The sequence below is a fragment of the Fibrivirga algicola genome, from assembly GCF_011742925.1.
Classification (GTDB): domain Bacteria; phylum Bacteroidota; class Bacteroidia; order Cytophagales; family Spirosomataceae; genus Fibrella; species Fibrella algicola.
Window position 1 is genome coordinate 150,264 of sequence record NZ_WAEL01000010.1, and the last position, 15,049, is coordinate 165,312.

Sequence of the window (15,049 nt, forward strand, 5' to 3'; positions counted from 1 at the left end):
GGTTTCATTATCAAGCGAAAAGCCTTACCTTTGTACTCCTTTTTTCAGTGCCAGAAAATCAACATACAAGTAATCGCTAAAGTTTAGTAAAGTCGTGACGAAAGCAGACGTAATCGCTGAGATTTCCGATAAAACCGGGATCGAAAAAGCAGATGTAACGCATACCCTGGAGACATTCTTCTCGGTGATCAAGAATTCGCTGGCCGAAGGTGAGAATATTTACGTTCGCGGGTTTGGTAGCTTCATCAATAAGAAGCGTGCAAAGAAAGTGGCCCGTAACATTTCGAAGAATACGGCCATGGTAATTGACGAACATTTTATCCCAAGCTTTAAGCCGGCTAAAATCTTCGTAGAGCAAGTGAAAACAAGCGACAAAGCCAAAGTATCGGCTGAGTAGGCAACCGATTCAGCCCTGCGTTTTGCCAATCGGCCAACCGCAGGGCTGTTTCTAAACATGGTTTGACCCGCCTTTGGGCAATGAAAGCATCAACCGTACTTGTAATAGCATCAACCGTCGTACTGAGTGCAGGCCTATACAGTCTGCCCAGGGTGGTGGTTCAAAATGCGGCGAAGCAGTTGGGCAATGCACCTGGTGGCCGGGCTTCCGATACACCAGTAGCCGACTCCCTGAATGTAGTAGCCAATACGGGCGAGAAAGCGCAGGAAGACGTACAGCATAACGAACCACTTACGCCCGATCAGCAGAAACAGGCAGAGGGGTTACAGAAGCGATACGCTGCCTCGAAACCAGCTGACCGTAAGGCTGTAGCCGAACAGTTGATTACTTTCTACCGTTCGGCAAGCCGATTTGACAGTGCCGCTTTCTACGCTGGTGAGATCGCCAAGATCGACCCATCTGAGCAGGCGAACCTGCGGGCTGGTAATCAGTATTTTGAAGCATATGGATTTGCCATTGCTGAGCAGAAAGCTGCCTATTTGGGCGAACAAACCCGGGCTTACTACCAGAAAGCCCTGGCCAAAAACCCAAACCTGCTGGAAGCCAAAGCAAACATGGCCATGACGTATGTAAATACCCAGACGCCAATGAGTGGCATCATGCTGTTGCGCGAGGTGCTGCAACAGGACCCTACTAACGAACTGGCGTTGTTCAACCTGGGTATGTTGTCGATGCGGTCGGGGCAATACAGCAAAGCTACCGAGCGTTTCCGGCAGATTTTAGTGAATGATCCTGCTAACCGAAAGGCGCAGTTTTACCTGGCGGTAAGCCTGGTAGAGAGTAACCAGAAAGCGGAGGCTAAGAAAGTATTGGCCGAGGTGAAAGCCAACGAAAAAGACCCGCAGATTCTGGCGGCGATCAAAGAGTTGGAAGAGAGAGTTCAATGAACAGTCGTCCGTGAACAGTGATCAGTTTACGTTAGAGCAATCCGACAACTGATCATTGTTTATCGATCATTGAGAAAATAGGGTCTGCCGGGTGGCAGGTCGTCAGTTAGTGTAACACATCAAAAAAACCTTACCATTATGCCTTGCGGTAAAAAACGGAAGCGGCACAAGATTGCCACCCACAAGCGGAAAAAACGGCTCAGAAAGAATCGGCACAAGAAAAAATAGTTTGAGGTTTGATGTTTGTAGGTGACGTTGCTTCGCTAAAGAGCGACATACTTCAGTAGCGAAGCAACGTCAGCCTACGAACGTCAAACTGTGAACTTATTAAGAAGAAGCCCCGCCGTTTTTGCGTGCGTGGCTTCTTTGTTTTATATATGCCATTCTAACCGTGCCATCAGCTTGTGAGCAACGAAATTGTAATTAGCTCCACTCAAAAAGGGGATCGGATTGCTCTGTTGCAGGATAAACGCCTGTTAGAGTACCACCTCGATGAGTCGGAAAGTAGCTTTACGGTTGGCGATCTCTATTTAGGTACTGTTAAGAAGTTGTCATCGGGTCTCAACGCGGCATTTGTCGACGTGGGGCACGAGAAAGACGGATTCCTGCATTATCAGGACCTCGGTCAACATATCAACTCCCTAAACAAGTTAACTAAAGACGTAATTGCCAAGCGTGTCAGTACAGGTCGTTTATCAAGTTTCGAACTGGAACCGGATATCGATAAGATCGGTAAAATTGATAAGGTACTGACTAAAGGGCAGTCTATCCTGGTGCAGGTGGTGAAAGAACCCATCTCAACCAAAGGGCCGCGCCTATCGTGCGATATTTCTATTGCGGGCCGTTATCTGGTGCTCGTACCCTTCTCAAACGGGGTTAATCTGTCAAAGAAAATTACGGATCGTGGCGAACGAAACCGCCTTATTCGCCTGATGTCGTCCATTAAACCTCAGAATTTCGGGGTTATTGTCAGGACAGTAGCACAGGGAAAAGAGGTCGAAGAACTCGACCGCGATTTACAGGATTCGATCGATAAATGGGATCGGGCCATGCAGACCCTGCGTGATGCCAAACCCCGCGATCGGGTGCTGAGCGAGATGAATCGGGCTTCGTCGATTCTGCGCGATATGCTCAACGAATCGTTTGATAGCATTACGGTGGATACGCCGGAGAGCTACGAAGAAATTCGCCGTTTTATTCACACGATTGCCCCCGAGAAGGAGAAGATCGTGAAACTGCACAGCGGCAAAACGAAAATGTTCGAAGCCCTTGGGCTTGAAAAACAGATTAAATCCCTCTTTGGCCGCTCGGTAAGTTTACCCGGTGGTGGTTACCTGATCATCGAGCATACGGAGGCGCTGCACGTCATTGACGTAAACAGCGGTAACAAATCAAATTCCGAAGAAGATCAGGAGGCTACGGCCATCAGCGTAAACCGAGAGGCAGCCCGCGAAATTGCCCGGCAGCTTCGCCTGCGCGATATGGGTGGCATTATTGTCATCGACTTCATTGATATGAAGAAGGCCGACAACAAGAAGCTGATCTTCGACATCATGCGGGAGGAAATGAAAACCGAACGCTCGAAGTATACCATTCTGCCCCTCACCAAATTTGGTCTGATGCAGATTACCCGGCAGCGGGTACGTCCGGAAATGAATATCGTGACGCGTGAAGTATGCCCCACCTGTAACGGAACGGGAAGCATTCAGGCCAGCGTATTGATTACAGACGTCATTGAAGGCAATCTGGAATATATTCTGACCAAACAGAACGAGCGTGGTATTCAGATCGTGTTGCACCCGTTCCTGCATGCTTACTTCACAAAAGGACTTATTTCAAAGCAGCGTCAGTGGTTCTTCAAGTACAAGACCTGGGTGAACTTGGTAAAAGATAGTTCATTGGGAATCACCGAGTTTCGGTTTCTCAACAAGCACGGTGACGAGATTGAACTGACATCGGCAACGCTGCCATCATCGGCCGTAACTGCCATGCCAGTTGAGGTATAACACCTGTATTTCGGTATAAAAAAGCCCATCGTTCGAAGTGTCAATTTCGGACGATGGGCTTTTTAGCAGATGGCTGGATAGACGAGCTTGGCGATTTCTTAACAATTCTTTACTTTTGTAAACAAGTTCGTGAGAACGGCTTGTCTAGCTTGACTTACATGACGCACGTTCGCGTGCGTTTGTAAATAGCTTCAACTTTCCCCACTTGTAAAGGAAACCCTGATACCTTGGTATCAGGGTTATTTTTTTGTCGATTCTTATAGGCTATTTTTGATGTATGGAACAGCAAAATTTTAACAACGACGGCTCTATTGACGTCGAACTGAGCGAAGAAATTGCCGAAGGTATTTATGCTAATCTGGCAATGATCGCTCATTCAAACAGTGAGTTCATCGTTGACTTCATTCGACTAATGCCCGGCGTTCCCAAAGCCAAAGTAAAATCGCGCATTATTCTGACGCCGGAGCATGCTAAGCGGCTTTTGCAGGCACTGAAAGAGAACATTCGCAAATACGAAGAGAATTTCGGCTCTATAAACCAGCCCGACGATACATTCCGGTTTCCAACCGGTGGTTTTGGTGGCCCCGTGGGCGAAGCCTAAAAAACATTACCGTAATAGTGACGTTGAGTTAACAACTGTTGGCCGTGTGGCTTATGCCCGATAGGTCAGCGTTTCTTAACTCAACGTTTTTTTATGTTGCAACTTCGTTCGAGCGGCTTGCTGCTCCATATTACGTCGCTGCCTTCGGCGCACGGCGTAGGTGACCTGGGGCCAGCCGCGTATCAGTTCGCTGATTTTCTGGTTCGTACCGGTCAGACATACTGGCAAATTCTGCCGCTTACTCCACTCGATCCCGGCGCGGGTTTCTCGCCTTACAGCAGCCCATCGGCGTTTGCTGGCAACACAGTCATGATCAGCTTCGACCGGCTGGTGGAACAGGGTCTTTTACCAGCTGCTGATGTAGCGCTGCTGGCGACCGAGTGGCAATCTGCCGAGCCATCGATGGCTACGGCGTGGGCGAAAAAGCAGCCGTTGCTGCGTAAAGCCGCGGAGACATTCATTGAGAAAGGACTTACCGTAGAAGGGCTTGGGTTCGATACCTTTTGCTACCGCCAAGCTGAATGGCTCGAAGACTATGCGCTATTTGTAGCGTTGCAGCAAGATCTCAACATTCCGACCTGGACCAACTGGCCAGATGCGCTTGTCCGTCGTGATGCCGACGAACTGGCCCGGCAATCTGAGCGGCTAGCCCACGACATTCTGGTGGTAAAGGTGCAACAATACCTGTTTTATCAACAATGGAATGATCTGATTACGTATTGTTACACCCGGAAGGTGCACCTGATCGGTGATATCCCGATTTATGTTCAGCAAAATAGCGCTGATGTGTGGGCTAATAAAGAGCTGTTTAAACTTGATGAAAGTGGCATGCCCAGGTACGTTGCCGGCTCACCCCCAGACTATTTCTCGGCCGATGGACAGCGATGGGGTAACCCGATTTACGACTGGCCTGAGCATGAACGTACTGGATTTGCTTGGTGGATTCGGCGGATGCGTCACCAAATGTCGTTATACAGCCTGACGCGTCTCGACCATTTTCTGGGCTTCGACATGTACTGGGAAATTCCGTCTACTGAACCCACAGCGAAGGTAGGAGAATGGGTGAAAGCACCAACCGAGGAGTTTATTCACAACATGTACCGCCAGTTTGTGCAACTCCCTTTGATTGCTGAGGACTTGGGCGCTCGTTCGGCTGAAATTCAGCCATTTCTACGGCACTATGCCATTCCAGGAATGCGCGTAATTCAGTTTGGCTTTGGCGATGATTTACCGACCTCATCCCACATACCGCATAACCACACACTAAACAACGTGGTGTATACGGGTACACATGATAACAACACCTCACTCGGCTGGTACCGGCAGGGTGACGAGGACCTGAAAAAGCGTGTAAGCGAGTATGTGGGCGTGACAGTTACGGAAGAGAATGTGGTGACAGTCGTGACCCGGATGGCCATGCAATCGGTAGCTCGACTAGCTATTTTACCTGTTCAGGACGTGCTACAACTGAACGAGGAACACCGGATGAATACGCCTGGCGCAGGTGGGTCCAGCTGGCAGTGGCGGTTAAAGCCAGGTCAGCTAACCGACGAGGCGGGTGAAACGCTTTTGGCCCTGACTAAAATGACCGGCCGTATCTGAAACAGATATTGTCAGTAAGGGATTGGCGAACAGCGTGTAGGTAACGTACCTATTGTCTGACGGCCGGGAGTACAAAAAGTCCTTCAAACGGGTAAAGCATTCGTTCGAAGGGCTTTTTGCATCCTATACCTTCTCGTATCAACCCGTATGTCAAATTCGACCAGTCAATCACGTCGTCGCTTTCTCATGAATGCAGGAGCATCGGCTCTGGCTATACCTACCTTAACTGATGCATTTGGTAAACCCATCCAATCAAATCAGGGGCAGCCAGGCCGGAAGCTGGGCATTGCTCTTGTTGGACTGGGCTACTATAGTAAAAATCTGTTGGCTCCCGCGTTGCAACAAACGACCAACTGCCGGCTGGCGGGTATCGTAACGGGTACACCGGCCAAGGCCGAGGAGTGGATGAAGAAATACGACATCCCGAAAGCCAACGTGTACGACTACAAAAACTTTGACCGGATCATCGATAACAAAGACATTGACGTAGTGTATGTGGTGTTACCGAACTCGATGCACCGTGAGTTTGTGGTTCGGGCGGCACAGGCAGGCAAGCATGTAATTTGTGAGAAGCCGATGGCTATCACCCCTAGTGATTGTCAGGCTATGATTGATGCGTGTAGGAAAGCTGACCGACAACTGGCCATTGGCTACCGTCTGCATTACGAACCATTTACCAAAGAAGTGATGCGGCTGGGGCAGCAAAAGGTATTCGGGCCCGTTCGGTTCGTTGAGGCCAGTGATGCCTTCAAGATTGGCGACCCCACACAATGGCGCCTAAAGAAGGAACTAGCCGGTGGGGGGGCACTCATGGACGTTGGTATCTACGCTATTCAGGGAGCCAGGTACGTTACCGGTGAGGAACCTACTTCGGTGACGGCCCAGTTTTCGCCGAAAACCGATCCAAAGAAATTTAAAGATGTGGAGGAGACGCTATTCTGGCAATTCCAGTTTCCGAGCGGGGCTGTATCAAATTCAACTACCAGCTACACGGCCGGTGTAGAGCGACTATACGCATCGTGTCAGGACGGGTGGTTCGAGTTATCCCCTGCGTTTGGCTATGGTCCGCTGAAAGGCCGGACCAGCAAAGGCCCCATCGAGATGCCGGTTGTAAACCACCAGGCTGCTCACATGGATGGTGTCTGTAAAGATTTGCTGGACGGTAAAAAGCTTCCCGACCATGTTACCGGCGAAGAAGGACTGCGTGACGTAACGCTGTTACAGGCAATCTACCGTGCAGCCGAAACGGGCCGGAAGATCAACCTCAAAGGGTAATACCCGACGGTCAGACGCCGAACTGCCGCAAGTGATGATCCAGGTGCAGGTGTGTAAGGTAGATGGCCTGCGCTTTGCTCATCTTACCAAAAACAGGATGAGTTACGGCTTGGCCTTCAGGTAAGTTGTGTAACCGGGTAAGCGCAGCTAACAAAATGTCGTGATCGTCGCTAAACTCACCAGGTTGAGTCATCAACCCACCATTAGGATCAAGCTCTGGTACGGTTTTCATATTTCTTGGCAGGCGCATCGGTACGTTCAGCGCCACCCATTTGGCAAGCCCCCGGGTGATACGATTGCCAAAGGGGCGTGCCGGCTTTTCGCCTAGAATAATCTGTATCTGATCTGTACAGTGGGTTAGCATTTGACCTATGCTCATGCTGCCCCATTGCCGTTGGCTGGTAGGGGTGAGTGCATCGATACGCCCCTGTATGGTAGAAAGCGATGTCATAGTTTGGGCTGCTTAACGTAAATTTATCTGCAACATACTAAGGGGCTTGCTAATTGACAATCAGGTCAATAGGCAAGCCCCTTAGTATGTTGCAGATGTACGTGTTGAACCCCCTAAGGCTGTAAGACCTGATCGATGATATGAATGATAGCATTCTTACTAACCACATCGGCTTCCTTAATGGTGGCCGCTGTGGCGTTAAGATTTCCTTTCACAGTTGGCCCTGCTGTTGGCAGGGCAATGGTTAGCCGGTTATTACTGGCTGTGCTAAGCGACGTCAACTGACCCGCCTGTAGCTGGTTCGAGAACCGGAGGCCACTAACGGCGTGATAACTGATCAGATTGGCCAGCGTAGCTGGAGCTGCGTTGTTAATATCGGCGACGCTGCGATAGCCAGCGGCAGCAAAGGCGGCGTCGTTTGGCGCAAAGAGCGTAATCTGTTTCAGCGCCGCGTTAGTTGTTGTGCCGTTCAAAATAGCCAGTAGCTCGGGGCGGGCAATGGCAGCACGTGTGATTGCAACTGCCAGCAAGCCTACATCAGCACGAAACTTCAGTGCCGTTAATGCATCGCCAGCCGGTGGAGACAAAAGAGTACCGATGGTATGTACGATTCCATTAGCTGCTACCTGATCTGACTTAGTCACTTTGTTACCGTTGACGAAAAGGCCAGCTGCCCCATTCGTCAGAAACAGCGTTGATGTGTTGGACGCTTCAACAGCCAGATTGCTGGCCGATGCTACTTCCGGTGTTTTGGTAGTGACTACACCGGTAATGAGGTGATACTGCAAAATGTTTCGCAGGGCATCGCCCGATATATTTCTGAATGATTCCGGCGTGGTAAATCCTTTAGCCTTAAAAGCGTCGTCGGTTGGAGCAAAAACGGTGAGGTTGGTGGCCTTGAGCGCATCGTTCAAGCCGGCTTGCTGAACAGCTGCCTTCAATAGTGAAAAAGAGGCGGTTTCGGTGAGCAGATCACTAACCGTTTTCGGCTGTGCATCAACAGGGTCGTCTGTCTTTTTGCAGCCAATAGCCAGTGCAATCAGAACAAGAAAGGGAAGTGCGAAACGTATCATTACAGTATAAGCAGAAAAAGAAAAGCGCCCAGCAACAGGTAGTTGAGCGTACTCATGTCATCCTCCGCCTGCCTGTTAACGATCCAGGCGGCCTAACAGGTATGCATTCTTAGCGAGAGGCGCAAAGATAGGCTTAAACGGGCTTTTGATCGGTCTTTATGGCTACCAAGTGGATTTTGAAACGGGTCGTAGGTTGCGTACCTTCGCAGTCCGGTAAATCGGGGGACTCTATAACCCGGCTAACCTTTAAAAGTTGTTAAAAACCAATTGGTTGAATGAAAGACCATATTGATCCTGGCAATCTCCCGCAGCACATCGCCGTTATCATGGACGGGAACGGACGATGGGCTAAGCAGCAAGGAGCCGCCCGGGTATTCGGGCATCGGAGCGCAATTAAAGCTGTTCGGGAAGTGACCGAAGGATGTGCTGAGTTAGGTGTTAAATACCTGACCCTCTATGCCTTTTCGACCGAGAACTGGAACCGGCCTAAATTTGAAGTGGACGCGTTGATGACGCTGCTCGTGCATACAATTCGTGGGGAGATAAAAACCCTTATGAACAATAATGTGCGCCTGTCGACGATTGGCCACACCGAAAGTTTACCCACTGATTGTCAGCGCGAATTGCAGGAAGCCATGCGGGCTACGGAAGGGAATACCGGCCTTACGCTCATTTTGGCTCTAAGCTACAGTGGGCGTTGGGAAATTCTGGAAGCAGTTCGGCAGTTAACGGCTGATATTCAGAAAGGCAAATTCCAACCAAGCGATATCGATGAGGGTCTATTCAGCAGCTATCTGAATACGGGGGGAGTTCCTGATCCGGAACTAATGATCCGCACCAGCGGTGAAATGCGGATTAGCAACTTCATGCTGTGGCAGCTGGCTTATTCTGAATTCTATATGCCCGATGTTCTCTGGCCCGATTTCCGCAAACCGCACCTCTGGGAGGCCATCCTCACGTACCAGAAACGCGAACGCCGCTTTGGGAAAACCAGTGAGCAAGTGGTGAAGTAAATGAGTTTGACGTTTGTCGTTCACGTTCAATGGTGTGCTGCTCTAAAGGCAGACTGTTGAGTGCTATCGCGACAGACGGAAAACGACAACCATCAAACGCAATTTTTGTGAAACAATTTCTTTTTGCCAGCCTGTTCATGACAGTCCTGACGGCCAATACCGGGGTCTGGGCGCAGGTACGTGTTGGATACGGAGCACCGAAGGCTGCTGAGCCCGCCCCCGCTACCAATGCACTTGTTGATTACGCCAATCCTAAAGAATACACTATCGGTGGCTTGACACTGGCAGGAACCCGCTTTCTGGATCCTAATTCACTGTTATCGCTGACAGGCCTGAAGAAAGGGGACAAGATTCGGCTACCAGGCGAAGCCCAGGGAAGTGCCATCCGCAAATTGATGGACTCCGGTTTGCTGTTCGATGTGGTAATGGTTGCTACCAAAGTCGAAGGCTCGAGCATCTGGTTGCAGTTTAAAGTAAACGAACGTCCTCGTTTATTTCAAATCACCTACACAGGTGTTCGGAAAGGTGAGTCAGAATCGCTGAAAGAAAAGGTGAAGTTGACGCGAGGGAAGATCATTACCAACACTGATATCAAAAATGCCCAACTGGCGGTACGGAAGTACTACATTGAGAAAGGGTATCTGAACGCTAAAGTAAAAGTAACGACCATTCCCGACAGCACGCGGAACAACGCTACTATGCGGGTTCAGATTACTAAGGGCGAAAAGGTGAAGATCGACAACATCGAGTTCGCTGGTCGTGAAGAAGTGTCGGAAAGTGCGTTGCGGAGCAAAATGAAAGGCACCAAGCAAATGCGCTTCGGGCGGGTGTTCTCCCCATCGAAGTTCATTCCGAAAAAATTCGAGGAAGATCAAGGTAAGCTCGTTGAGTATTACAACAAGCTGGGTTACCGCGACGCTGTGATTGAAAATGACAGTGTCATCAACAGTGGCGGTGCCACGGTAGGGTTAAAGCTAACTCTGGCAGAAGGGAAAAAGTATTATTACCGGAACGTAAACTTTGAAGGTAACTACCTGCATACCAGTGACCAACTGCGTGAAGTGCTGGGGATCCGGAAAGGTGATGTATACAACCCGGAAGAGCTGGAGAAGAAAATGGTGGGTAATCCCGGCCAGGATCTTAGTTCAGTTTATATGGATGATGGTTACCTATACTACCGCGCTGAGCCAGTGGAACGGGCGGTTGTAGGTGACAGCATCGACCTCGACATCCGGATTTTCGAAGGTAAGCAAGCTACCATCAACCGGATCATCTTGAACGGTAACACGAAAACATCTGATCACGTAGTGATGCGGCAGATTCGTACGTTGCCTGGGCAGAAGTTCTCAAAAACAGCCATTGTACGTACCCAGCGCGAACTGTCGACGCTTGGTTATTTCGACCCAGAGAAGATCGGTATCAACCCGATTCCGCAGCCCGATGGTACGGTTGATATTGAGTATAACGTAGAAGAGAAACCAAACGACCAGATCGAACTGTCGGGTGGCTGGGGTGGCTTCATCGGCTTTGTAGGTACGTTGGGTCTTACGTTCAACAACTTCTCGGCCCGTAACATCACAAACCTGAGCGCCTGGCGGCCACTGCCGGCTGGTGATGGGCAGCGGTTATCGCTTCGTTTTCAAGCCAACGGTCGTCAGTACCAGACCTATTCGGCCACGTTTACAGAGCCTTGGCTGGGTGGTCGCAAGCCAAACGCCTTGTCGGTTAGCTTGAGCCATACCGTGTATCGTCAGTTTGGCCTAGACTTCTACTCGTCGGCGGGTGGTAGTGCGCAACCAATTGGTGCGTACACCAACACCGGTATTACGTTAGGTCTCGGCCGTCAGTTGAAAGTGCCCGATGATTACTTCTCGCTGAGTAACTCAATCTCGTATCAGCAGTACGACCTGAACAATATCGCCATTTTTGGTAACGGTTATAACAACGGGGTATCGAACAACTTCACGTTCAACACCACCCTGTCGCGTAATAGCATCGATAACCCGCAGTTTCCCCGTTTGGGATCGTCGTTCACGTTGAGCGGTTCATTCACGCCACCCTACTCGGTCCTCCGCTCGAAAGACTACCAGATCGATCAGGCAAACCCGTACAAATGGGTTGAATACCACAAATGGATGTTCGACGCCAGCTGGTTCCAGACGGCGGTGGGTAAGTTCGTGTTGAACGCCCGGGCACACATGGGCTTCCTGGGCAGCTACAACGCCCGCACCCCAATTGGCCCCTTCGAGCGCTTTGTACTGGGTGGTTCGGGTCTGGCTGGTCAGGGTCAGTTTGCCCTGGCGCAAGACATCATTGGCCTACGTGGTTATCCTGATCGCCGGGTGATCACGCTTGATAACAACCGGGCCGCTGACGGAACAACGTCGAGTCAGGGTGGGGTTGTTTACAGTAAATACGTGGCAGAGATGCGTTATCCTGTATCGCTGAACCCGTCGGCAACCATCTTCGTACTCGGTTTCGTAGAAGCGGGTAACAACTGGGCCAGCTACAAGCAGTACAACCCATTTGATCTGCGTCGCTCGGCGGGTGCGGGTGCGCGTATCTTCATGCCTGCCTTTGGCTTGATCGGTATCGATTATGGCTGGGGCTTCGATGAAATTCCTGGTCTTCAGAAAGCCGGGACGGGTCAGTTCCACTTCACAATTGGTCAGCAACTGCGTTAAGGCATGATGAATTGTCAATCATCAGGTATAAACGAGAGTTAGGGACTAAACTGATAATTGTTGATTGATAATTGATTTTTGAATTAAACGTTCTCTTCGTAAATACATCTAACCATCAGGCAACCACCGAAGAGCAGTATGAAAAGGGGTTTGATCTTAGTAACTTTGTTTCTTCTGGGCGCAGGTATACCGGGTTGGGCGCAGAAGTTCGGGTACATTGATACGGAATTCATATTCAGCAAGTTGCCCGAGTATAAGAAGGCGCAGGAAGGAATAGATCAGTTTGCTGACCGATGGTCGAAGGACATACTTGACAAGCAGGCTGAAATCGAGAAGATGCAACGTGCATATCAGGCTGAAGAGATTTTGCTGACCGATGATATGAAGCGAGAACGGCAACGGGTGATTGGCGACAAAGAGCGCGAAGCCAGAGAGTACAACAATAAAGTGTTTGGTTATGAGGGCCTGCTTTTCCAAAAAAAGAAGGAACTCATGAAAGGACCGATGGAGTTACTGAACCGCGCGCTGGAAAAAGTGGCGTCGCAACGGAAGCTCAATTTTATTTTTGACAAAGCGAGTGAAGGCATGTTGATGTTGTATACCGACCCCAAACATGACTACACCGATTATGTGATGGAGGAATTAGGGCTTGATCCCGATAGCCAGAAGGCTAAACAAACCTCTATCGCTCAACCAGCAACCAGTGCAAAACCTAAATAACAATTCAATAAACAGTCGAATGAAAAAGAATCTGGTCATGGCGCTTAGCGCAGCCCTGTTGATGGGGGGTCTAAGCGCACGGGCGCAAGCCCAGGCGTCGACGCCGGTTACTACGCCTGCTACCACTTCGGCAGCAGCGCCCCGGGCAACGGCAGCTACACCGATTAAAATTGGCTATACAAGTATGGACTACCTGCTGGGCCAGGTGCCAGAAGCAAAGGATATTCAAAACCAACTGACTATTCAGCGGACGCAGCTCGAAAACGAGCAGCAGCGGATGTCGAAAGAATTTCAGGACAAACTAGCGGCCTATGAAAAAGGCAGTGCTCAGATGTCGGAAGTCATTCGCGCTGACCGCGAGAAAGAATTGCAGGGTCTGCAAACGCGCTTCCAGGAGTTTCAGCGTAATGCCGAAACAACCCTCCAGCAGAAATACCAGCAGTTGGTTAGCCCTGTGTTGCAGAAGATTCAGAAGAATATCGACGCTGTAGCCAAGGAGAACGCGTATTCGCATGTGTTCAACCTCGACGCGGGTGCCGGTACTGCCGTGATTCTGCTGTACGCTCCTGAAGATGGCAACATCTCAGACATGGTACTGAAGAAGATGGGCGTTACGCCTAAGCCTGCCGGTGCACCTGCAACTACGCCAGCCGCCGCGCCTAAGAAATAACCCGTTCGTACTCAGGTACGTTATGGCAAACGCCCGGTCTTCAAAGCCGGGCGTTTTTTATTGGCCAGAGTTTGACGCCATTACCGGGTAATTGGCGATGCCTGTTATGAACAAAACCCGTTTTAAACAGTAGATAAGAGAGTAGGTACGTCAATAACAGATACGATGGTAAACTTTGATAAACTGTCGCTGAACATTCCGGATACCAATAAGCCGCGTGTAGTGGTGATTGGTGGCGGATTTGGTGGGATTAATTTAGTGAAAGGACTGAAGAACAAGGGGTTCCAGATTGTGATGTTTGACAAACAGAACTACCATGGTTTTTGGCCTTTACTCTATCAGGTTGCTACGGCCGGTTTAGAGCCCGACGCCATTGCCGAACCGTTGCGAAAACTGTTCGATGAGAAATACGACGATTTCCATTTCCGGCTTGTACGTGTAACAGGCGTCAACCCGGCTACAAAAACCGTTTCTACACTGATCGGTGATATACAGTACGACCACTTGGTCATTGCGTCTGGGTCGAAATCCAATTACTTTGGCAACGACCAGATCAAGAATAATTCGTTTCCGCTTAAAACTATCCCTGATGCCTTGAATTTGCGTAGTCAATTGCTACAATCGTTTGAGCAGGCAAGCATCATCAAAGACCCCGAAACCCGGCAGAGCCTGCTGAATTTTGTGATCGTTGGTGGCGGGCCAACAGGGGTTGAACTGGCAGGATCGCTGGCAGAAATGCGTAAGCACGTATTACCCAACGACTATCCAGGTCTGGACTTTAGCAAAATGAACATTTACCTGGTAGAAGGTGTAGATCGGGTATTGCCGCCAATGTCGCCGGAATCAGCAGCCAAGACGCAAGGCTATCTGGATGAACTTGGTGTGGTAACGAAGACCAAGACGCTCGTTGATAGTTACGATGGCAACGTGGTGACATTTAAATCAGGCGAGCAGATTCCCACCCAGACGCTTATCTGGGCCGCTGGTGTTGCGGGTGCGACAATTGACGGGATGCCTGCCGATTCGGTAGAGCGGGGCCGTTACCTGGTTGATGAATATAGCCGGGTGAAAGGGGTAGAAGGCATCTATGCCATCGGTGATATTGCCAACATGAAGTCGGAGAAATGGCCAAACGGGCATCCCGGTGTAGCGCAACCCGCTATTCAGCAGGGTGAGCATCTGGCTATGAACCTAACGCTGATGCTCCGCAACGGTGAGATTCGTCCGTTTGATTATTTCGATAAAGGGTCGCTGGCAATTATTGGCCGGAATAGGGCTGTAGCCGATTTGTCGAAAAGCCTGCACCTAAGTGGATTCATTGCCTGGATGGCGTGGCTCTTTGTGCATATCTGGTATCTGGTTGGCTTCCGTAGTAAACTCGTAGTGCTGAGCAACTGGATGTACCGTCTCTTTACCTACGACCGCGGTACGCGCCTGATCATCCGCCCCTTTGTTCGGAAAGACGATAAGATCGGCCAAGACTATGCCATGCGCAATGACGGCCAACTGGTAACCGACCGCACAACGGCGGCCAGCTAGTAAGCCTTGCCTCGTTTAGCAGCGGGTGCCTACGTGACTCATGAATTAAACGTCAGGCGCGTCGTTAAGTG

The 15,049-nt window shown here is 50.1% G+C and carries 13 protein-coding genes; 11 read left to right on the top strand and 2 right to left on the bottom strand.

The window, feature by feature from the left end; translation table 11 throughout:
* The first annotated feature begins 94 nt into the window (after positions 1–94).
* The 6 genes from F7231_RS23240 to F7231_RS23265 all read left to right on the top strand — a co-directional run bounded on the left by F7231_RS23240 (position 95) and on the right by F7231_RS23265 (position 6,828).
* Positions 95–397 carry an HU family DNA-binding protein gene (locus F7231_RS23240; protein WP_085412611.1) on the top strand — a complete coding sequence of 101 codons (303 nt, stop codon included), beginning with the start codon at positions 95–97 and terminating at the stop codon, positions 395–397.
* An 80-nt stretch (positions 398–477) separates the two neighbouring features.
* Positions 478–1,344: a tetratricopeptide repeat protein gene (locus tag F7231_RS23245; RefSeq protein ID WP_085412612.1), complete on the top strand. Its 867-nt coding sequence runs from the start codon at positions 478–480 to the stop codon at positions 1,342–1,344.
* A 404-nt stretch (positions 1,345–1,748) separates the two neighbouring features.
* Positions 1,749–3,350 carry an Rne/Rng family ribonuclease gene (locus F7231_RS23250; RefSeq protein ID WP_085412613.1) on the top strand — a complete coding sequence of 534 codons (1,602 nt, stop codon included), beginning with the start codon at positions 1,749–1,751 and terminating at the stop codon, positions 3,348–3,350.
* A 277-nt stretch (positions 3,351–3,627) separates the two neighbouring features.
* Positions 3,628–3,951: a DUF3467 domain-containing protein gene (locus F7231_RS23255; RefSeq protein ID WP_085412614.1), complete on the top strand. Its 324-nt coding sequence runs from the start codon at positions 3,628–3,630 to the stop codon at positions 3,949–3,951.
* Positions 3,952–4,011: 60 nt separating this feature from the next.
* Entirely contained in the window at positions 4,012–5,553 is a 1,542-nt protein-coding gene (malQ, locus tag F7231_RS23260; RefSeq protein ID WP_310589384.1) for a 4-alpha-glucanotransferase, read from the top strand.
* Positions 5,554–5,700: 147 nt separating this feature from the next.
* Positions 5,701–6,828 (top strand): Gfo/Idh/MocA family protein, encoded by a 1,128-nt coding sequence (locus F7231_RS23265; protein WP_166693732.1) that lies wholly within the window; start codon positions 5,701–5,703, stop codon positions 6,826–6,828.
* A gap of 10 nt (positions 6,829–6,838) precedes the next feature.
* Here F7231_RS23265 and F7231_RS23270 read toward each other — a convergent pair whose 3' ends face one another.
* Together F7231_RS23270 and F7231_RS23275 are read right to left on the bottom strand one after the other, a co-directional pair.
* A complete protein-coding gene (locus F7231_RS23270; protein ID WP_166693733.1) occupies positions 6,839–7,279 on the bottom strand; it encodes a DUF1569 domain-containing protein in 441 nt (146 codons plus the stop codon).
* 113 nt (positions 7,280–7,392) lie between these two features.
* Positions 7,393–8,352, bottom strand: coding sequence for a fasciclin domain-containing protein (locus F7231_RS23275; RefSeq protein WP_166693734.1), 960 nt, complete (start codon positions 8,350–8,352; stop codon positions 7,393–7,395).
* A gap of 275 nt (positions 8,353–8,627) precedes the next feature.
* On the opposite strand from F7231_RS23275, the gene uppS reads away from it, so the two are divergent.
* The 5 genes from uppS to F7231_RS23300 all read left to right on the top strand — a co-directional run bounded on the left by uppS (position 8,628) and on the right by F7231_RS23300 (position 14,978).
* Positions 8,628–9,365 (top strand): undecaprenyl pyrophosphate synthase, encoded by a 738-nt coding sequence (gene uppS, locus F7231_RS23280; RefSeq protein WP_085412619.1) that lies wholly within the window; start codon positions 8,628–8,630, stop codon positions 9,363–9,365.
* 137 nt (positions 9,366–9,502) lie between these two features.
* Complete coding sequence (gene bamA / locus F7231_RS23285; RefSeq protein WP_085415123.1) at positions 9,503–12,049, top strand: outer membrane protein assembly factor BamA; 2,547 nt, start codon at positions 9,503–9,505, stop codon at positions 12,047–12,049.
* Positions 12,050–12,187: 138 nt separating this feature from the next.
* Positions 12,188–12,769, top strand: coding sequence for an OmpH/Skp family outer membrane protein (locus tag F7231_RS23290; RefSeq protein ID WP_085412620.1), 582 nt, complete (start codon positions 12,188–12,190; stop codon positions 12,767–12,769).
* A gap of 19 nt (positions 12,770–12,788) precedes the next feature.
* Complete coding sequence (locus F7231_RS23295; RefSeq protein WP_166693735.1) at positions 12,789–13,439, top strand: OmpH/Skp family outer membrane protein; 651 nt, start codon at positions 12,789–12,791, stop codon at positions 13,437–13,439.
* A 165-nt stretch (positions 13,440–13,604) separates the two neighbouring features.
* A complete protein-coding gene (locus F7231_RS23300) occupies positions 13,605–14,978 on the top strand; it encodes an NAD(P)/FAD-dependent oxidoreductase (RefSeq protein ID WP_166693736.1) in 1,374 nt (457 codons plus the stop codon).
* The last annotated feature ends 71 nt before the right edge of the window (positions 14,979–15,049 follow it).